Source organism: Blautia sp. AM42-2, from assembly GCF_003480245.1.
In the GTDB taxonomy this organism is placed as follows: Bacteria; Bacillota; Clostridia; order Lachnospirales; family Lachnospiraceae; genus Fusicatenibacter; species Fusicatenibacter saccharivorans.
The window spans coordinates 46,043-65,080 of sequence record NZ_QUIM01000003.1 but is presented as its reverse complement, the minus strand read 5'-3'; the positions used below and the strand labels follow the sequence as shown (position 1 = coordinate 65,080).

At 48.0% G+C, this 19,038-nt stretch carries 14 protein-coding genes and 2 pseudogenes; 5 read left to right on the top strand and 11 right to left on the bottom strand.

From position 1 onward, the window contains the following. Nucleotides 1-13 precede the first annotated feature (13 nt). Entirely contained in the window at nt 14-1,444 is a 1,431-nt protein-coding gene (gene trkA, locus DW915_RS05585) for a Trk system potassium transporter TrkA (protein ID WP_279220261.1), read from the bottom strand. A gap of 114 nt (nt 1,445-1,558) precedes the next feature. Here trkA and DW915_RS05580 point away from each other — a divergent pair, with 114 nt between their 5' ends. Further along, entirely contained in the window at nt 1,559-3,382 is a 1,824-nt protein-coding gene (locus DW915_RS05580) for a S8 family peptidase (RefSeq protein ID WP_118741747.1), read from the top strand. 264 nt (nt 3,383-3,646) lie between these two features. On the opposite strand, the gene DW915_RS05575 is transcribed toward DW915_RS05580, so the two are convergent. From DW915_RS05575 to DW915_RS05560, 3 genes and pseudogenes are all read right to left on the bottom strand, one after another. Next, the gene (locus tag DW915_RS05575) at nt 3,647-4,039 is read right to left on the bottom strand and encodes a VOC family protein (protein ID WP_118741746.1); all 393 of its coding nucleotides are present in this window, start codon (nt 4,037-4,039) and stop codon (nt 3,647-3,649) included. Between the two features lie 225 nt (nt 4,040-4,264). Continuing rightward, nucleotides 4,265-4,531: pseudogene (locus DW915_RS05565) on the bottom strand (GntT/GntP/DsdX family permease); the annotation flags it as partial. A 117-nt stretch (nt 4,532-4,648) separates the two neighbouring features. Further along, on the bottom strand, nt 4,649-6,268 hold the full coding sequence (locus DW915_RS05560) for a mannitol dehydrogenase family protein (RefSeq protein ID WP_118741744.1): 1,620 nt from the start codon (nt 6,266-6,268) through the stop codon (nt 4,649-4,651). A 250-nt stretch (nt 6,269-6,518) separates the two neighbouring features. On the opposite strand from DW915_RS05560, the pseudogene DW915_RS05555 reads away from it, so the two are divergent. Beyond that, nucleotides 6,519-7,024: pseudogene (locus DW915_RS05555) on the top strand (helix-turn-helix domain-containing protein). 45 nt (nt 7,025-7,069) lie between these two features. Here DW915_RS05555 and DW915_RS05550 read toward each other — a convergent pair. From DW915_RS05550 to DW915_RS05520, 7 genes are all read right to left on the bottom strand, one after another. Continuing rightward, on the bottom strand, nt 7,070-7,486 hold the full coding sequence (locus tag DW915_RS05550) for a hypothetical protein (RefSeq protein WP_022462808.1): 417 nt from the start codon (nt 7,484-7,486) through the stop codon (nt 7,070-7,072). Between the two features lie 13 nt (nt 7,487-7,499). Next, nucleotides 7,500-7,721: a hypothetical protein gene (locus DW915_RS05545; protein ID WP_022462807.1), complete on the bottom strand. Its 222-nt coding sequence runs from the start codon at nt 7,719-7,721 to the stop codon at nt 7,500-7,502. Between the two features lie 37 nt (nt 7,722-7,758). Beyond that, complete coding sequence (locus DW915_RS05540) at nt 7,759-8,157, bottom strand: hypothetical protein (RefSeq protein WP_118741743.1); 399 nt, start codon at nt 8,155-8,157, stop codon at nt 7,759-7,761. 123 nt (nt 8,158-8,280) lie between these two features. Continuing rightward, nucleotides 8,281-11,247: a YfhO family protein gene (locus DW915_RS05535; protein ID WP_118741742.1), complete on the bottom strand. Its 2,967-nt coding sequence runs from the start codon at nt 11,245-11,247 to the stop codon at nt 8,281-8,283. Next, nucleotides 11,244-12,335: a glycosyltransferase family 2 protein gene (locus tag DW915_RS05530; protein WP_118741741.1), complete on the bottom strand. Its 1,092-nt coding sequence runs from the start codon at nt 12,333-12,335 to the stop codon at nt 11,244-11,246. Before DW915_RS05530 ends, DW915_RS05535 begins: the two co-directional genes overlap by 4 nt. A gap of 90 nt (nt 12,336-12,425) precedes the next feature. Further along, a complete protein-coding gene (locus DW915_RS05525) occupies nt 12,426-14,186 on the bottom strand; it encodes a sensor histidine kinase (protein ID WP_118741740.1) in 1,761 nt (586 codons plus the stop codon). Beyond that, nucleotides 14,152-14,865, bottom strand: coding sequence for a response regulator transcription factor (locus DW915_RS05520; RefSeq protein ID WP_118741739.1), 714 nt, complete (start codon nt 14,863-14,865; stop codon nt 14,152-14,154). Before DW915_RS05520 ends, DW915_RS05525 begins: the two co-directional genes overlap by 35 nt. A 362-nt stretch (nt 14,866-15,227) precedes the next feature. On the opposite strand from DW915_RS05520, the gene DW915_RS05515 reads away from it, so the two are divergent. The 3 genes from DW915_RS05515 to DW915_RS05505 all read left to right on the top strand — a co-directional run bounded on the left by DW915_RS05515 (nt 15,228) and on the right by DW915_RS05505 (nt 18,860). Then, nucleotides 15,228-16,163, top strand: coding sequence for an ABC transporter permease (locus DW915_RS05515; RefSeq protein WP_055221943.1), 936 nt, complete (start codon nt 15,228-15,230; stop codon nt 16,161-16,163). 12 nt (nt 16,164-16,175) lie between these two features. Further along, a complete protein-coding gene (locus DW915_RS05510) occupies nt 16,176-17,039 on the top strand; it encodes a carbohydrate ABC transporter permease (protein ID WP_055221945.1) in 864 nt (287 codons plus the stop codon). Between the two features lie 102 nt (nt 17,040-17,141). Further along, entirely contained in the window at nt 17,142-18,860 is a 1,719-nt protein-coding gene (locus DW915_RS05505) for an extracellular solute-binding protein (RefSeq protein WP_055227815.1), read from the top strand. Nucleotides 18,861-19,038: the final 178 nt, after the last annotated feature.

Genomic DNA, 19,038 nt, shown 5'->3' with positions numbered 1-19,038 from the left:
TCCGCTTCCCCCGTTACTCTGCCAGAATCTCATGGATATCCTGAAGACCGGTTTCCGTTGTTACGATAATGACGGAATCTCCTGCCTTAAAGGAATCCTGTCCGCCCGGAATGATGACCTTTCCCTGTCTGTTAATCGCTGCTACCAGAAGGTTCGGCCGTGTTTTCATATCCTGCAGACGGATGCCGATCATACGGCAGTTCTGATTCACGATAAACTCAAGCGCCTCCACGCGGTCTTCCATCAGCTTGTACAGCGTCTCAACGTTGCTTCCGATGGAGTTTTTCATTGCCCGGACATACTGCAGAATGTACTCTGCGGTGATGTGTTTCGGGTAGATCAGGCTGTCCAGGTTCAGGCTGTGGATAACATCATTAAATTCCAGATGGTTGATTTTCGTTACAACCTTTGAGGATACCTTCTCTTTCGCATACAGCGACAGAATGATGTTTTCCTCATCCATATCGGTGCAGGCCACAAAGGAATCCATATCCTGGATGCGCTCCTCTTTTAAGAGCTCCTGGTCACTTCCGTCACCGTAAATAACGGTTGCATCCGGCAGTGCTTCGCTTAAAACCTCGCAGCGATCCTTATTTTTCTCGATAATCTTGACATCGACGTTCATATTTGCCAGTGATTTTGCGAGATAATACGTAATTTCACCGCCGCCGACGATCATCGTATTGTGTACCTTGTTTGTATGAACACCAATTTTCTTAAACAGGCTCTCTGCGTTCTGCGGTGTGGTAATGATGGAAAGGCTGTCTTTTGCCTGGATCACAAAATTTCCATCCGGTATGTAAACCTCGCCGTTTCGCTCAACAGCACAGACCAGCAGACTGTACTGAAGCGCTCCGGCCAGCTCACGCAGCGACATATGGACAATTTTCGATGTTTCCGGCACTTTAAAGCGCAGCATTTCGATTCTTCCGCGGGAAAAACTGTCGATCTCGATCGCAGACGGAAACCGCAGCAGTCTTGCCATTTCCATGGCGGCCGCGTGCTCCGGGTTGATGATCATGGACAGACCCAGCTTTTTGCGGATAAATTCTCTTTCTTCCCGATACATCGGGTTTCGGACTCTTGCGATGGTGTGACAGTCTGCCGCCTGTTTTGCGATAACACAGCAAAGCAGGTTCATTTCATCACTTTTGGTTACGGCAATCATCAGATCCGCATGCTCAATATCCGCCTCCTGAAGCACCTGATAGCTTGCTCCGTTTCCTACAATTCCCATAACGTCGTAGGTGTTGGAGACGTTGCGGACGACAATACTGTCTGTGTCAATGACCGTCACAAGGTTGTCCTCACGGCTCAGCTGGGCGGTCAGTGCGGTTCCGACTTTTCCGCAGCCCACAATGATAATTTTCATGTTCTCTCCCTTCAATGCAAAAGCATTTCGCGTAAAATAGTAAAGACCCGCCAGGCGGCATCGTAAAACCATTTTTCGATGCACTCCAAAAAGCAGATCTGTACCCCTATTGTACGATGGCGATTATATCATATTTCCCGGAAAAGCGGAATAGATTTTAACAACATTTTGGACGGAGTTTTTGTAATGATTGATCAAAAAAGGGAAAACCTGTTGAACCTTGCGCTGGCCGCAACGGAAGTCGAACGGCGGCGTGTGCCGGAGCTTTCGGCAGGTTATAACTCTTACAGCAAAACATGGGAAGTAATTGTACAGTATCAGGGAGACCTGGCTTTTCTGGAGGGGCAGGGAGTTCGTGTGACGCTGCTGCTGTTTTCGTATGCCATTCTTCTGGTTCCGGAGTCCCTGATGGATTACGTGACAGGACTGCCGCAGATTACGTATCTGGAGAAGCCGAAGCCTTTGTTTTTCGCGGATGCGTTTGCCCGGAGCGTGTCCTGTATTTCACCGGTACAGGAGGGAATTTCCGGGCTGTATGGGGACGGAGTGCTGCTCGCGTGCATCGATTCCGGCGTGGACTATGCACACCCGGATTTCTGTGCGGCAGACGGGACAAGCCGGATTGCACTTCTATGGGATCAGACGATTCCGGGAAATCCTCCGACTGGGTATGCTCTGGGATCGGTATATACACGGCGGCAGATCAATGAGGCACTTGCGGCTTCTTCGCCCACGGAGCGGTTTGCCCTCGTACCGTCCCGCGATGTGACGGGGCACGGGACGGCAGTTCTCGGAATTGCCGCCGGAAACGGGCGATCCTCTGCGGATGGATCCATGCGGGGCGTGGCACCGGAAGCAACGCTCGTTGTCGTAAAGCTTGGAAATCCTGATCCTGCGGATCTGCCGCGGACATCGCAATTGCTGCAGGCGGTGGATTTCTGTGTACGGTATGCGCTGCTGGTGGAACGGCCGCTCGTCATTAACTTGAGTTTCGGGAATAATTATGGTTCGCACAGCGGGCAATCGCTGCTGGAAACGTATCTCAATGCAGTGTCAAATTTAGGGCAACATGTGATCTGTATCGGGGCAGGGAATGAAGGGGATACCGGACGCCATTATGCCGGTAACCTGAGGCCGGATCGCAGGTCGGCCGGCCAAACGCAAACCGTCCGCGCGACGTCCGATCCGACTGCGACGTCTGCGGTCTCGGCAACGACTGACCGCGCTGTCTCCGTTGAATTTCAGGTCGGTACTTATGAATCCTCGTTCAGTCTCCAGATCTGGAAGGTTTATGGGGATGAAATCTCGATCGAACTGATTTCCCCCGGCGGCATCCGCTCCGGCACGCTCTCTCCTGTCCTCGGCACGGCACGTCTGACGCTTGGTCCGACAGAACTTCTCCTGTTTTATGGCATGCCATCCCCCTACAGCCAGGCGCAGGAAATTTACCTGACCTTTCAGGGCGCAGGAAACCATCTGTCCGTCGAAAACGGCATCTGGACCTTGCGTCTCACCCCCGGCCGCCTGATCTCCGGTTCCTTTGACCTCTGGCTTCCCGGCGGAAATGCCATCGGTCCACAGACCCGCTTCTTCTCTCCCACTGCCGATACCACACTCACCATCCCTTCCACTGCCCGCTCCGCTATCACGGTCGGTGCCTATGATCCCCGCCTCTCCTCCTATGCCAGCTTCTCCGGCCGCGGCTATACCCGTATTCTCCACGAAATTAAACCTGATCTCGCCGCCCCGGGTGTCGACATCCCAGCTCCCCGTTCCGGCGGCGGCTATGCTTCCTTCACCGGCACCTCGTTTGCCACGCCTTTTGTATCGGGAAGCGCCGCTCTTATGATGGAATGGGGTATTCTGCGCGGAAATGACCCGTTTTTATATGGTGAAAAGCTGAAAGCTTATCTCATCGCAGGCGCAAAACCCATCGCATCCGAGAGCGAATACCCGAACAGGCGGGTGGGATGGGGACAACTCTGTTTGGAAAGTAGCCTGCCAGATTAAAGTTATTGAAGGATTCGATAGCGGAAATAAAAGCGTAATAATTTCCTGCCCCGTTTTTGTAACTGCAGATAAATTTTGCATCTCCTTTACTCTATAGGGATAATTTGCGCTTTTTTGACTATCCGGTAGTATTTGTTTCAGAGTAAGTAAAAAAGCCTCTGCCGGGCAAAAATTTTGCTTCCCGGCAGAGACTTTGCTGGTCGAACGGATATTCATGCGAGCATGATTCGCAATTTTTCTTCCATTTCGCATGGCTTGGAATCATTACAAATACTGGCTGAATTCTACTTTTTCTTTATTCGGCCCTTCGATCGTGAAGAAACGGACACCATTTTTCCAGAACGGAAGGAAATGTACTTCATCCTGCGTCGTATTCAGACCGGCCCCGGTAATCATTTCGTGAACCTTTTCGATATCCTTTACGTCAATCGCCACATGGTCGATTGCGCCGGATCTCAGCGCTGCAGCTTTGTTTTCGTACGTTTCGATCACAAGTGTTCCAAGCTTTAAAAATGCCACTTTCTCATCCGCCGCCTCATTTACGGTACGGAATGCCATTTCAAATCCAAGTTTTTCATAAAATGCAATCGTCGTCTCAATATCGTTGGTTGGAATACCAACATGCTGGATTCCATTTAACTGCTCTCTTAATTCCATTTCTTATCCCCCAGTCTTTTTTCCACCTGCGCCAGATTTGGCATGGCTAAAATAGCACCTTTTTTCTCCACACAAAGGCTTGCAACGGCGTTTCCAAAACGGGCAAATGCTGCCAGTTCTTCCTGCGGCTGTAAAGATATGCTCCATTTCCGCCAAGTGTCACTACTACTATTTTTACACCCTGATGATATAATATTTCCGCTGCTTTTGCAACATTTTGCTCTACTACGCAAACAGACTAATCACAACGGCACAGACCAGACCAGTCAGGCCAACGATGGTTTCCATGATCGTCCACGATTTTAATGTCGTTTTCTCATCCATTTCGACCAGCGAACTGACCAGCCAGAAACCGGAATCATTTACATGGCTGAACGCAGTCGCACCACCGTTGATGGCACAGACCATCGCCGCAAGATAAACCGGGGACAGCTGTGCGACACCCGGCATAGCTACCATAATTCCGGCTGCCATCGTCATGGCAACCACCGCCGCTGCCGCAATAAGAAACCTTGCCGGCTCTGCCGCAAATACCACTTCCGTCATCTTACTCTTACCTCCTGCCCGCTCGCTGCCGATTTTCAAGCAGCAGATGGGGATTCTTTTTTCTTATTTCTGTACATATTTATGAATCGTTGCTTTTACAGCTCCAGGTCCTGCGATCATTTCGCGGAACATATCCTCAATCTTTTCTCCTACGCCGTCTTTGTAAAGATCGGTAAAGAACAGACGCTCATTGGAAAGGATCGGACGAAGCTGATTTGTAAAGGTTTCCGGTTTTCCTACCACGATATCTTTGAACTGCTCCTGAATTTCCTCATTCATCGGATCCGGCGCAAGCTCGAATTTCTGTCCGTTGTCATCCACACCGAGCATATAGCGCAGCCAGCCGGCAATACCGAGCGGAATAGCCGTCAGGCGGGATGCATCGCCGAATTTCTTCACATATGCTTTAATCGTTTCGCCGAAGCGGATGCCGACCATCTGGGAAACATCAACCGCAAGACGGAGGTTGGTGTCGCCTAAATACTCATTCGGGAAACGGTCGTTGAACAGCTCATCCACAAAGGCCTGCGGGGAAAGGATTCCCGGGTCTGCCACAACCGGAAGTCCCTCATTGTAAGCGATCATACGCGCCATTTTCATCATATCCTCGTTGGTGTTCAGCATGTGTGCAAACAAGTCATAGCCAAGTACGACACCGAGCGGGCCGGTTGCGGAGTGTACCGGATTCAGGCATACCGTTACCTTCATTCTCTCGGACAGATTTACCGTATTGCGGTCTGCCATGTAAACGCCGAAGCCTTTTTCCAGGGCCGGTCTTCCATTTGGGAAGCTGTCCTCGATGACAAGGTACTGCGGTTTCTCTGCATTGACAAACGGTGCAATGTATGTTTTCTTTCCGGTGATGACCGGCTGCATCTCTTCTACACCAAGTGCTTCCAGATCTGCTGCGATCTGCTCACTCGGACGCGGGGTGATTTTATCAATCATGGTCCACGGGAATGCAACGGTTTTCTCATCGCTTACATATGCCATGAAATCGTCATCCACAAAACCGGCTTTCTTCCACTCTTCTGCCATAGTCAGAACAGATTCGCGCAATTTTGCACCATTCTGGGAGCAATTGTCCATAGAAACGAGTGCAATCGGATATTTTCCTGCTTTATAACGGGTCAACAGCATCGCAACGAGAACTGCCATTGCGCCGGTCGCTTTGTCCGGTCCATTTTTGATATCTGCTTCAACGAACGGGAACCAGGTTCCGTCTGCCTTCTGCAGAGCGTAGCCTTTTTCCGTAATGGTGAATGAAACCATCTGCAGAGACTTGCCTGCAAAAATTTCCTTCAGACGGTTCCACTGTACCGGATCCGAGGACTGTGCCTTTACTGCCTCTGCGAGTGCACCGAGCACCTTGTACTCACGTGTTCCATCGCCATGAAGAATAACGTTCAGTCCCAGATTGTCATATGGTTTGTAGATTTTGTCCACGACATCATAATCAAATGTTTCCACGCAGGTGATGCCGCGATCCAGAACACCTTCCTCTAAAAGTCCGTCTGCGATGCCGCCGATGAAAACGCGGAAAATATTGCCGATTCCAAAATGCACCCAGCCCGGCTCTTCCTTTGCCTTTTCGGACACTGCCTCCACATCATATCCCGGAAGCGCAATTCCTGCCTGCTCCCATGCTGCACAGTCTTTGATTCCATCTCTTGTTAATTTCATGTTGATTCCTCCTTGTTTTTCTTTTCATTCCACTTTCGTCTTTGACTTATGTTTATATCTAAGTTGTAAGTGTATTATATATCTATGTGATGTAAAATTCCATTGACAAAAAACACAATTTTACAATTTCGTTTTTAGCTATTTTTACCAGATTTCAAAATTCTGTCTTTCATGATCCTTCTTGTTAGCCCGCGCCAAATCAAGTATAATAAGCTTTGTTATGCATATATTTTGAAAGATACGAGGGAGGATCTTCTCATGGGAAAATAAGACAATTTACCAGATCTGCCGCGAAGAAGCCGGGCTGACCAGAGCGGAAGCCAGTGAAAAAATGACGGCTGTTTCTGATTCTAAAATCGAAAAGTTTGAATATGAAATGCAGGAGCCTGCACCTTACGATATTGTCCAGATGGCGGACGCCTATCACCGCCCGGATCTCTGCAATTATTACTGCTCGCACAAATGCGAAATCGGCCAGCGTTACGTTCCGGAAGTGGAGGTATCGGATCTCCCAGTCATCATTCTCGAAACCATCGCCAGCCTGAACGAAATCAATCCGCTCACCTCACGCCTGATCCAGATCGCACGCGACGGGAAAATCAGTGATGACGAATCAAGGATTTTGCCTTTATCAGCAACAAACTGGACGAAATTTCTCTGGCTATTGATTCCTTAAACCTCTGGGTAGAGAAAACTGCCGGGGAGCAGGGGCTGAATATGGAAATACTGCGTGAAGAGAAAGAAAAGCAGAAATAGGCACAAAAAAGGCAGTGAACTTTTTCTTCGTTCACTGCCTCATTTTTACATCTGCTGTAACTGATCTACGATGTTTTCAATTCTCCGGATCGCCTCTTCGACCTGGCGTTTTGCGGTGCTGATTCGGTCCTGGACCATCCAGTCTACGAAGAAGCCGTCGAAGAAATAATCTGCAAAGGTGAGAAAATCTCCGATGTCAAAATTTAAGTCGCAGGCCATATTCACATCCCGCAGTTCTCTGCTGAAATTCCGCAGATCGTATTTGGCCTGCTCCATATTTTCTTTTGCCTGGTCGATTTTAGAATGTTTGATCATGGTGGTAAAGAATCCGCCGCCGAACATATCGACCAGGCCCCAGTTTTTTGCGCTGTTCAGATTATCTCTTGCTGTCTCCAGGCTCGAGATTGCTTTTCTTCCTGCGTCAATGGCTTCTCTTTTTTCTTTCTGGATATCATATGTCATATGTTTGTCCTCCTTATCTTGAGGAATGTGATGCTGCAAGTGCGATCACGCCGCCGATCAGTAATAATGGAAATGCGATGTGGATTAGTCCGCCGAGCACCATTCCGATTAAGATGACCGGTAAGAAAACAACTGTGCAAAGCAGTTTCAGGATTCCCCAGGATGCTCTGAGTCCAAATATAAAAAACTTTCCAACAAAACCAATCATACAAATAGTAAATAATAATGATAACATAACGTTCTCCTTCTGGCTTTATTCTATCATAAGCCGTTCACTTTTTCTGTTGTTTTTTTACAAATCCGGATGTATTTTTCACGCCAATCTTATTACTGAAATTGGGATACTTTTCTATTTTTTCAATCATCCGGATCCGCCTGATTCTCTGTGCTGGCTCCATCTGCTCACCTCGTGTTTCATGTAATATCCTGTCGTTGAGATGTAGTATAACTGAATGGATCTGTGAAATATAGACCGAATGCAAGGAATTGCAGCTGTTTATTTCCCGGATTTCGAGAAATACCGCCGCTGTCGACAGCCCTCTTCTGTCCTTCATCACAAGTGGCATCGTACGAAGAATCGGCTCTTCTACCGGAAGTACGGCAACGTCATAGGCAGTTTTCTGAATCACCAGTTTTGCCAGAAGCGAATATCCAAGTCCCTGCTCCACCATCGATCAGCCCCTGCAGTTCTTCTTCCTTCTGCCGCAGTTCTTCGTACCGCCGGACCGTTTTCTGTATCACCGGAAAAAGTTTTTCTCCTTCTGGGTTGAAGATTTTGACCAGTATGCCATGGATCACGTCGAAGATCTGATTGCTGACGGCGCGATGGCTTTCTTTGCCCTGGACGAACAGGGTGGCAAGCTTTTTTCACAGATCACAACCGCCAGTGCCAGCAAAACCCCCAGCAGACTGCACAAAATTCCTGCCGTCCGTCCCGGCGCATGGTATTCGAGAACGATCTGGTGCTCACCCGCCGGAATTCTGGCACCGAGGAAGGATGTGTTGACGCGGAACAGGTTTGTTTTCCGTCCGTCCACTTTCAGTACAAAATTTTCATCGTATGGAATGCTGGTGATGAGATATCCGTCTTTTTCCACGGAAACTACACCCGAGATGCCGTCACCGCCGTATGTCTTTGTTGTTCCTCCAATTAACGTAAGTTTCTGCTGATACAGCCGTTCCACCTTTTCCAGCGGCTGCGCTGTGCCGGTCCAGGCCCCCAGATTTTTCAATATATAATGGCCTTTTCCCAGCCGAAGGGATGCCGTTCCGTCTTCCCGCATCGTGACAAGATAATGGAACTCTGTATTCTCATTCGCATACGTATGGTTGATGCCGGTCAGGCGGTTGGTCTGGCCGTTGATGCGGACGAACATGTCATGGCTGGCTTTTTGATTATCGACATCGAAGGAAACAGCAAGCAGCGTTGCCCCTTCCGCTGCATCTGGTAACTGCGCTGAAACGGTTACGGATTTTTTCGTTTCAATCTCATAGCCATCCGATGTTTTCTGAATACACAGGCCTTCCTGATCGGTCTCCGGAATTTCAAGTTCTGCCTTCTGGAAGCGGCTGTGAAACAGAGATTTTATAGAATCACTGTTTGTATCTGAATCGGCGTTTTCTCTGGATCCGTCCAAAGATTCTGCCCATCTTTCCCGATCCGGGATCACCGCGGTTGTCTCCAGGAGTTCCTGATTCTGCGGATAGCCAAGAGACTTGTATTCCGACTCTGAAACCACCTGATCTGCCACGCAGGCAATCGGCGCGGCAGAGACGGCGCGGTAAACCTGAAATGTTCCATAATTGCGATACAGTTCATACCCTTCCGGCTGTGTGTCTGCCAGAATATATTTCACACCCATGAGCTGCCAGAACAGCGGATCATCCGAAACGGTCTGCATCATGCGGTTGCGGAATGCTTCGTTGATGCCGTATGTCTCGTCCCGGAACTTCTTGTATTCTGTATTGTATGCCGAGGAATAGATCGTTGAAATGTTCTGCCCGATATCCCAGATCCGGTTGACGTTTGCGATGTTCTGTCCTCCGTCTCCATACTGCTCGATGCGATACCAGCCGGGATCTTCCGCACGGATTTCGCGGATCGCCTCAGCAATTTTTTCATCTGTCAGGGAATCATACGTTTCGTATGGAATCATCACATTTTTTTCCTGATTGATCACTTTTCCGGTGAATAAAAGAATCACTGTGCTGAAGATAAGCGGCAGAAATGGAAGCGCCCTTCCCCGAAGCAGTTTTTTTGCCGGAAACCAGCGCCACACCAGATAGCATACTGCTGCACAAATCACATCCAGCATGCCAAGATGCCAGTATTTATCAAAATAGGTTTCCTGCTTTGCGTTCCACATCAGAAACAGCACGATGAGATACGGCAGGAATTCCCGCAGCTCTGCCATGGCTTTCCACGCAAACCTTCCGGCAGACCAATTTTTTCCACACTCCCGTTTCCTGATAAACTGGTTTTCCACATAAAGACCGACTTCTGCACAGAGAACCGGGAGAAACGGGATAAATACTTTATCTTTGCTGTACAGTCCGCCGTTCAGCAGGTAGCCAAAGATGGGAATACAGAAAAAGCCAAGCAGAAACAGCGACAGCTGTTTTTCCCGGAACCAGCTTTTTCCAAGTATCCGTCCAAAGAGAGCTATTGCTGCAAAGGAAGAAAGACCGATGCCGTACGGCGTATAGCAGAGACGCAGGATCAGAAACTGCGGTTTCCACATCGCCGGGTCGGTAAAGAGTCCTGCGATCCCGCCCTCTGCGCTGCCGCGTCCGCCGCTGCTGCCGCCGAACAGTGCAGCAGCCGATGGAATCAGTAAAATGCCGGAAAGCAGGATTCCCGCAAGAACTGGAAGTGCAAACCGGATTGCTGCGCGGAAAAAATCTCGAACCGCCATTGCCGTTTCACTGTATCCGGCAGCTTTTTCACATGCCTTCTGATTTTTCCCTGCTGCACCATTTTTCTCCCGCGGCTCATTTCGCTTTTCTTCTTTTGCTGCATCTGAAGCATTTCCCACATAGTATTTAAAATACTCCGTCACCGCATACGCCGTGAGCGCAAGCAGCCCGCCGACGGCAAAATAAAAGCTGGTCAGGATCATGGCGACAATGGCGAGGATCAGAAGACCTCTTTTTTTCTTCTGAAAATGGCGGTCCACGCCCAGCAGAGCCAGCAGCAGAAACGGCATATAATTGACAAACATAAGCTGATTATAGGAATGATATAAAAGTGCGGTAGAACACGTAAAGAAAAGTGATGTAAAAAGACAGTTGCCGTAATGCAGACCCTTTTTGCTGATCCAGCGATAAAAAAGCACTGCATCCGCCGCATACAGCAGCGCGGAGGAACCCATCACCCACAGGTCCATCGGGATGAACGGGAAAAGGTAGGATAACAGCACGGTCGGACTCAGCAGTCCGTAGTAGGCAAAATGGTAAATATTCTGACCTCCTCCCAGATTCCATGCGAAATCCGGGAAGAGGTTTCCGGTCGCGTAAAACCGCTTTCGAAAGTAATCGGCAAGGGTGCTGTGCTGGCTGATCCAGTCAATCGAGGAGCCGAATACGCCGTATTGCAGGACGAACAGCCGGCACAAAAGCAAAGAAAAGAAAAACAGACCAGCCGCCGTAAAATCCTTTCCGGTAAGACCTTCCAAAAAGCCGTTCCGTCGTCCTTTCGGCTGACCTTTCTTTTTCCGTGATTTCCCCGGCTCTCTTATTTCCTTTAAGATTTCCTTTTTCATGCCCGGATTTCTCCTCTTTCAGAAGCATGGCGTTTGTCGGCATACTCTGGAAAATACACGTTTTTCTTTTCTGCCGTATGGGCATCTTTTCTTCTCTTTGCAGCACTCTCCTGCTTTTTCACCGGCTGCACACTGTGCATCTTGACCGTCTCTTCACTCGTCTCCTTTAAGAGATAGATCGGACGGTGCTTTGTTTCAAGATATGTCTTGGAAAGATAAATGCCTACAATGCCCGTGCAGAAAAGCTGTACACCGCTCACCAGAAAAAGGATGCATGCCATCGACGGCCAGCCCGCAACGGGATCGCCAAACAGCAGCGTTCTTCCGATGATGAACACAATCAGAATCATAGAAATCAGGAAAAAAAGCACGCCCATGACAGATGCAAATGACAGCGGAGCTACGGAAAAACCTGTGATGCCGTCGACCGAGTACGCGAGGAGCTTTCGAAGCGGCCACTTCGACGTTCCGGCGCAGCGGTCCTCGTGCTCAAATTCCAGCCATTCTGTGTGAAAACCGACCCATCCGAAAATCCCTTTGGAAAAGCGGTTGTACTCACTCATTTCCAGCACGGCATCCACCATTTTGCGGCTCATCAGACGGTAGTCCCGTGCACCGCTTACAATCTCTGTTCTGGAAAGGCGGTTGATCACACCGTAGAAGGCATTTGATAAGAAGGATTTGATTTTTCCCTCGCCCTCCCGCGAGCTCCGGCGTGCCGCCACACAGTCACAGGTACCGCTCTGCAGCATCGCGTACATTTTCGGAAGAAGGGACGGCGGATCCTGAAGGTCGACATCCATCACTGTTACGTAATCGCCTCTGGCCGCCTGCAGTCCGGCGTACATGGCTGCCTCTTTTCCGAAATTTCTCGAAAACGAGAGGTAACGGCAGCGCATATCCTTCTGCGCAAGCCGGCGCATCTCAAACAGGCTGTGATCCTTCGAACCGTCGTCAACAAAGATCAGTTCGAACTGAACCTTCTGCTGTTCTTCCATCTCATCCATCTGACGTACCATCGTCTCGTAGTAAACCGGAATTGCTTCCTCTTCGTTGTAGCATGGTATGATAATACTGATTGTCTCCATTTTTTTCCTCCCGGGGATTACATACTCTCTCAGAATCCTTCTGCAGATCCTTCCTGCTGCAATCCCGCTTCTGTCTCATTCTTATGCAAGTCAGGTTTTTGTGGCTGTTTCTCCCGCTGCAGAATCCTCGCCTGCCTCCGGGAAACGCAGGATGACTTTAAACAGATCGCCGTCTGCCGCAAGCTCCATGCGGCCGCCCATGTTGGCCGTGTAGCTTGATGCAATCGCAAGGCCAAGGCCGTGCCCCTCGCTCGTCCGTGATTCGTCGCCGCGCACAAAGCGTTCCATCATTTCCTCCGCTTCAAAATTCATCTCATAGGCGGAAATGTTTTTCATCGTCACGAAAATCCCCCCGTTTTCCTTCCCTGCGTCAATGTAAACTCTCGTTCCGCCCAGGCTGTATTTCAGGATATTTTCCACGAGATTCTGTATCACGCGGTACATTTTCCCATTATCCCCAAGGAACGGCAGTGGCTCATCTCCGAGCGCCGTGCGGAATATCAGACTGCTCTGTGCAATCGCATCGTCCATATCGGCGAGAGTCTGCTCGATCAACCGTTTCATATCCATTTTTTCCATCTGGAATTTTTCGGTTCCGCTTGTCGATTTGGAGAGCTCGAAGAGGCTTTGGATCATCTCCTTTAGCTGTTCCTGTTTCACAGAAATCACTTCGACGTAGTCCTGTGCCGCCGGTGTCAGATCCTCTTTTTTCAGAAGATCCGTATAGCCGACCATCGAGGTGAGCGGTGTTTTCAGATCGTGCGATACATTGGTAATCAGATCAATTTTGAGACGCTCCGCCTGCATCTGTTTTTCTACGCTCTTCTGCATAGCGCTCTCAATATTTTCCAGCTCTGCAAACGCCGGATACAGCAGGGATTTTTCGGATATTTCATGGATCCGGCTTTCCATGCTGCCTTCTGCCATCGTATGGATCTGTTCCATCAAAAGGCCCATCTCCCGGTTCAGGCGACTGCGGTATGTTTTCCAGGCAAACAGAATTAAAATCAGCGTGGTCAGTCCAAGAAGAATGACAGACAGTACCTCGCCATCCATTCCGTTTATCAGTCCGGTGATCATGGTAATCACGATTAGAAGTTCCGCAATCAGTGCCACACGGAACGGCCATTTACTCTGACCGGCAAGCTGCCGTTCCAGGCTGGTCCGATCTCTGTAACGCTTCCTTTCTCTGCAAAAAAAGGACATTTCTCTCAGTTGTTTCTTTTCATAGCGACAGACAAGAATGCCGGCACTGAGAAGGAAAACGCCACAAATTCCAAAAAACAGAAGACCTGTCTGCACACACTCTATTACAGTACCCCATTCGGCAACAATGCGGTATCTGGCATAGCTGTGCCGGAGCGGCTGAAGCCATCCGAAAAAAGCAAATCCTCCGACAAGAACCAGAAGCTCATTTGGCACCTTTTCGGATTTTTTCAGAAACAGCTGCTCTTTCTCTGCTTCCGTAGCGGCTCTTGCCTCAAACTGCATCTGCCGGGATTTTTCTATTTCATCTGTCTCGGACTTATCTGCGGCTGCTCCTTCGCTGCTTTTTGCTGTTTTTCCCGCTTTTTCCGGTTCGCTGCCGGCAAAAGCAGTCATTTTCGGGTTCCCGGTATTTTTTCGGAATTTCCATACCAGATACAAGGCTGCGGCTATGCCCAAAACGCCGACTACCGTCACTCCGATGCCGATACCCCATTCGATGTTGCGCCACATTCCCCATTCGAATTCACTGGCCCATTTCCGCAGAAGCTTTCCGCACAAAATCAGTACCATAGAAAGATCGGTAAGCATCCACAGCAGGATGCGTTTTTCAGTTTCCGTCAATTTTTTCAATTTTGTATCCAATTCCCCACACCACCTTTAAATATTTTGGATTTTTCGGCGTAATTTCGATTTTCTCACGAATGCGCCGGATATGAACCATGACGGTATTTTCTACGCTGTAAGCATCCTCCTGCCAGACCTGGCTGTAGATTTCTTCGGCTGAGAATACATAGCCGGGATGCTCCATCAGAAGCTCCATAATTTTGTACTCGGTTGCGGTCAGGCGGATAGGTTCACCGTCCACCAGGAGTTCTTTGGTGTTTCGGTTCAGCAGCAGACCGCCGTTTTTCAGGATATCCTGGCTTTGTGTGGTTCCGTTTGCGGCGCCTAAGGAGAAGTAACGGCGGAGCTGGGATTTGACACGGGCCATGAGTTCGGCGGTGTTGTATGGTTTTGTCACGTAATCATCGGCGCCCATCGAAAGTCCGATGACTTTGTCGCTCTCTTCGGTTTTCGCGGAAAGCATGATAATCGGGATGTTATTTTTTTCTCTTATTTTCATCAGGGCGGAAAGGCCGTTCATTTTGGGCATCATGACATCGAGCAGGATCAGATGGATCTGTTCGGTCATGAGGATGTCGAGTGCCTCCATGCCGTTGTAGGCTTTTTTTACCCTGTAGCCTTCCAGTTCTAATAGTTTGCCGAGAGATCTTACGATTTCCCGGTCGTCGTCTACGACTAATATGTTGTATTGGCTCATCTCGTTTTTCCCCTCTTGGTTCTATGGTGTTTATCATAGCAGAGAAAACGGAGATTATTTGGATAAAAAACTGACATTTTTCTTAAAATGTAATCCCCCATTACGTTTTCCTGCTTTTTTTACAAAAAAACACTGATTGGTAGAGTTGTAAGCTGGTGTAAAAAATAAAAACAAACGCATATAAATTAGTAAAAATGCCTGCCATAGCACCTGAAAATGTGGAAAAAGATAAAAAAAGTCAATATAAATGGACAAAATACACAATATCAAACGGGGATTTTATTTGATATAGTGTAAACATCACAAATAATCAAAGAAAATGCGTAATAAAAACGCACAAAACAACGGAAAGGATGGGGAGTATGGCGAAGGAAAAAATGAAAAAGAAAAAAGGGCAGAAAATCGCCCCCGCAATTTTATGGAAACAGCGCTGGCTGCTTGTGATGTCAGTACCATTTGTAATCTGGCTGATTATCTTCAAGTACATTCCGCTGTGGGGATGGACCATGGCATTTCAGGAGGTAAAACCGGCAACGTTCGCACTTCCGATCTGGGAGAGAACCTGGGTTGGATTTAAGAACTTTACAGATGCATTTAAAGACCGTCTGTTCACACAGACATTAATCAACACATTGGGAGTAAGCTTCCTTGACATCGCGGTTGGAACGATCGCAGCAATCGCATTTGCGGTTCTTCTGAACGAGATGTTCTTTATGAAGTTCAAAAAAGTAACGCAGACCATTTCTTATCTGCCGCACTTTGTATCCTGGGTTATCATTGCAAGTATTGCAAAGAATATTTTCAACGACGGCGGTGTTGTTGACAGTATCTTCGGCAAGAACCTGCACCTGATGAGTTCCAACTCACCGCTTATCTGGGTAACCATTATCCTGATTAACTGCTGGAAAGAGGTTGGCTGGAACGCAATTATTTATCTGTCCGCCATGGCAGGTATTGATCCTGGTCTTTACGAGGCCGCTGATATGGACGGTGCAAGCCGTCTGCAGAAGATCTGGCACATCACTCTGCCGGGTATCCGACCGACCATCATCGTACTGCTGATTATGAGCATCGGTGGCGCCCTGAACGTAGGTATGGAGCGTCAGATGCTTCTTAGTAACCCGCTGGTTGAGGATCACACGATGGTACTTTCCTGGTTCTCTTATAAGAGAGGTATCGGAAACAGCAACTACGGTCTTGGTACCGCAATCGGTGTATTCCAGTCTGCAGTCAGCGTTACCCTGCTGCTGATCGCCAATAAGATTGCCGGTCTGGTAGGCGAAGATAAACTTATGTAGGAGGACGCGAATATGAACAAGAAAGCAAAAAAATTTGACTACGTACTGGCGGTAATCTTCGTATTCCTCGTCATCATCACCATTTATCCGTTCCTGAACGTACTGGCGATTTCGTTCAACGATTCTACGGATACCATTAAGAATGTAAACTTCATCATTCCGAGAAAGTTTACATTAAGCAACTATAAATATGTATTTAAAGACGGCGGCATTGCAATGCCGGCTGTGATTTCTGTAACAAGAACCATCATCGGAACAATCGTAGGTATTGTATGTACCTCGATGGTTGCTTACACATTAAGCCGCAGAGACTTCGTACTCCGCAAACCATTCCAGCTTCTGTTCGTTATTACCATGTATGTCAGTGGCGGAATGATTCCGGAATACCTTCTGATTATCCGTACCTTAAAGCTGGGCAATAACTTCATGGTATACATTCTGCCTGGTCTGATGTGGGTTTATAATATGATTCTGGTTCGCTCTTATATCGACGGACTGCCGATGGCTCTGCAGGAGGCAGCAAAGCTCGACGGAGCAAACGATTTTCAGATCTGGTATAAAGTCGTTATGCCGCTTTGTAAACCGGTTATCGCAACCGTAGGCCTGTACTATGCAGTAGGACAGTGGAACTCCTTCATGGATACTTACCTGTATGCGAAAAAACTCCCGACTCTGCAGTACAAACTGTATGAGATTATGAACCAGGCGACCATGAAAATGGACGTTCATGCAGGAACCAATGTACAGACGGCCGTAACACCAATGTCCGTACGTATGGCCGTAACGATTGTAGCAACTGTGCCGATCGTTATTGTATATCCGTTCCTTCAGAAATACTTTATCGGCGGTATGACACTTGGTTCTGTTAAAGACTGATAAAAAACAGTATTAAAAAATTTTTAGAAAAAGATGATGTTTATTCCTGCCAGGCGAAAGAAAGAGTGCAGGATGACATAAACCATTTTAAGGAGGGCTTTTATGAAAAGAAAAGTAGTATCACTCATGTTAGTATCTGCTATGGTGGCCGGAATGCTCGCAGGATGCGGTTCCGACAGTGGCAGCAGCAAGGGAGGGTCCAGCACAGAGACTGGATCAGCGGCAGAGGCAAGTTCTTCAGGCGAGACAGCAGATGATGCAGATGACAAATCTCCGATTACCTTTGAGTATTTTAACGCTGATGGTAAAAACGGCAACTGGGATAACCCGGTAGCAAAAGCAATCACAGAGGCAACAGGTGTTACACTTGATGTTTCCTATCCGGTAGCATCCCAGGGTGATGCAAAAGAAGATGTTGCGCTGATGATCGCAAATGATGAGTATCCGGACATGATTTATGCAAAAGGCTCAGCAACGGATTTGTATCAGGCAGGCGCGCTGATTGATATGACAGACCTGATTGAAAAATATGGTCCAAACATCAAAAAAATGTACGGAGCAGAGATGGAAAAACTGAAATGGAGCCAGGATGATCCTGGAATCTATCAGCTTTCCTACGCAGGTGTAAACCAGAAAACCCTGACAACAGGCGGAAGCTGCCAGATTCAGTGGGCTGCATTAAAAGAAAACGATTATAAATATCCGAAGACACTGGATGAGTATGAAAAAATGATCAAGAGCTATCTTGCAGCACATCCAAAAACAGAAGATGGTCTGGATATGATCGGTATCACCATGAGTGCTTCTGACTGGCACTGGATGATTACCCTTGGAAACCCGGCAGGACTGATCGCTGATGCATCCCCGGATAATGGACAGTGGATCATTGACGACGAGTACAACGTACATTACAAACATGTAACAGATGAAGAGAAAGAATACTTCAAATGGCTGTGCCGTATGTACAACGAAGGTATCCTGGATCCGAACTTTGCAACGCAGACAGATGATGACTATATTGCAAAAGTTGCCAGCGGCCGTGTTGTTGCCATCACCGATGCTGAGTGGCATTACAGCCAGTGCGAAGCTACTCTGGTAGCAGACGGAAAAGTAGATCAGACTTATGTTGGACTTCCTGTAACCTTAAGAGAAGATCAGGTAGAAAAAGCCCTTCTGTATCAGGGAACTACCGTTGGCTGGGGTATTGGAATTACCAAGAGCTGTGAAGATCCGGTTCGTGCCATCAAATTCCTTGACTATCTGTGCTCCGATGAAGGACAGATCCTGTATCACTGGGGTATTGAAGGCGAGAACTACTTCCTCGATGATAACGGACAGCCATATCGTACCGATGAAGAAGTTGCAAAAGCTCAGTCTGATCCGGATTATGCAAAGAATACCGGTATTGACAACTACACTGGATTCCCGATCTACGGAACAGGTTCCTACTCTGAAGACGGATTCCCATACACTCCAACTACCAAAGAGTCTGTTATTGCAAACTACAATACAGCAGAAAAAGAAGGATGCGAAGCGATGGGATTTGAGATGCTGACCGACATGTTTGCACAGCCGGAAGAGTTCGATCTTCTTCCATACTCTGCACTGTGGGCATATCAGCAGCCACAGGAACTTGCTGAGAAACAGACAATTCTGGACGAAATTGCTTGGCCGGGACTTGTTAAATGCGTAACTGGTACCGAAGATGAGTTTGATGGAAACTGGGAGAGCATGGTACAGGAGCTGACAGACAATGGTCTGGCAGATGCAGAAGAAGCTATGACAGAGTTCCTTGCTACCAAACTTGTTGATGTAGAGTAAGTAAAGCAAAAACATAAGGTTTTGCCGTTGAACGGAAGGCGGCACAAAAACATGGTCTGATATTATTAAATGTCAGGCCATGTTTTAAAATACAGCGACAGTAATGGGAAATGTGAAACATTGTAAAAAGATAACAGTATATGGAAAATCTGCAAACAATTTCATGAGACAAAATCAT

Excerpts from the sequence above, each read along its gene's own strand:
- trkA (WP_279220261.1), bottom strand. The coding sequence starts at position 1,444 with ATGGTTTTACGATGCCGCCTGGCGGGTCTTTACTATTTTACGCGAAAT.
- DW915_RS05580 (WP_118741747.1), top strand. The coding sequence starts at position 1,559 with ATGATTGATCAAAAAAGGGAAAACCTGTTGAACCTTGCGCTGGCCGCA.
- DW915_RS05575 (WP_118741746.1), bottom strand. The coding sequence starts at position 4,039 with ATGGAATTAAGAGAGCAGTTAAATGGAATCCAGCATGTTGGTATTCCA.
- DW915_RS05560 (WP_118741744.1), bottom strand. The coding sequence starts at position 6,268 with ATGAAATTAACAAGAGATGGAATCAAAGACTGTGCAGCATGGGAGCAG.
- DW915_RS05550 (WP_022462808.1), bottom strand. The coding sequence starts at position 7,486 with ATGACATATGATATCCAGAAAGAAAAAAGAGAAGCCATTGACGCAGGA.
- DW915_RS05545 (WP_022462807.1), bottom strand. The coding sequence starts at position 7,721 with ATGTTATCATTATTATTTACTATTTGTATGATTGGTTTTGTTGGAAAG.
- DW915_RS05540 (WP_118741743.1), bottom strand. The coding sequence starts at position 8,157 with ATGGTGGAGCAGGGACTTGGATATTCGCTTCTGGCAAAACTGGTGATT.
- DW915_RS05535 (WP_118741742.1), bottom strand. The coding sequence starts at position 11,247 with ATGAAAAAGGAAATCTTAAAGGAAATAAGAGAGCCGGGGAAATCACGG.
- DW915_RS05530 (WP_118741741.1), bottom strand. The coding sequence starts at position 12,335 with ATGGAGACAATCAGTATTATCATACCATGCTACAACGAAGAGGAAGCA.
- DW915_RS05520 (WP_118741739.1), bottom strand. The coding sequence starts at position 14,865 with ATGAGCCAATACAACATATTAGTCGTAGACGACGACCGGGAAATCGTA.
- DW915_RS05515 (WP_055221943.1), top strand. The coding sequence starts at position 15,228 with ATGGCGAAGGAAAAAATGAAAAAGAAAAAAGGGCAGAAAATCGCCCCC.
- DW915_RS05510 (WP_055221945.1), top strand. The coding sequence starts at position 16,176 with ATGAACAAGAAAGCAAAAAAATTTGACTACGTACTGGCGGTAATCTTC.
- DW915_RS05505 (WP_055227815.1), top strand. The coding sequence starts at position 17,142 with ATGAAAAGAAAAGTAGTATCACTCATGTTAGTATCTGCTATGGTGGCC.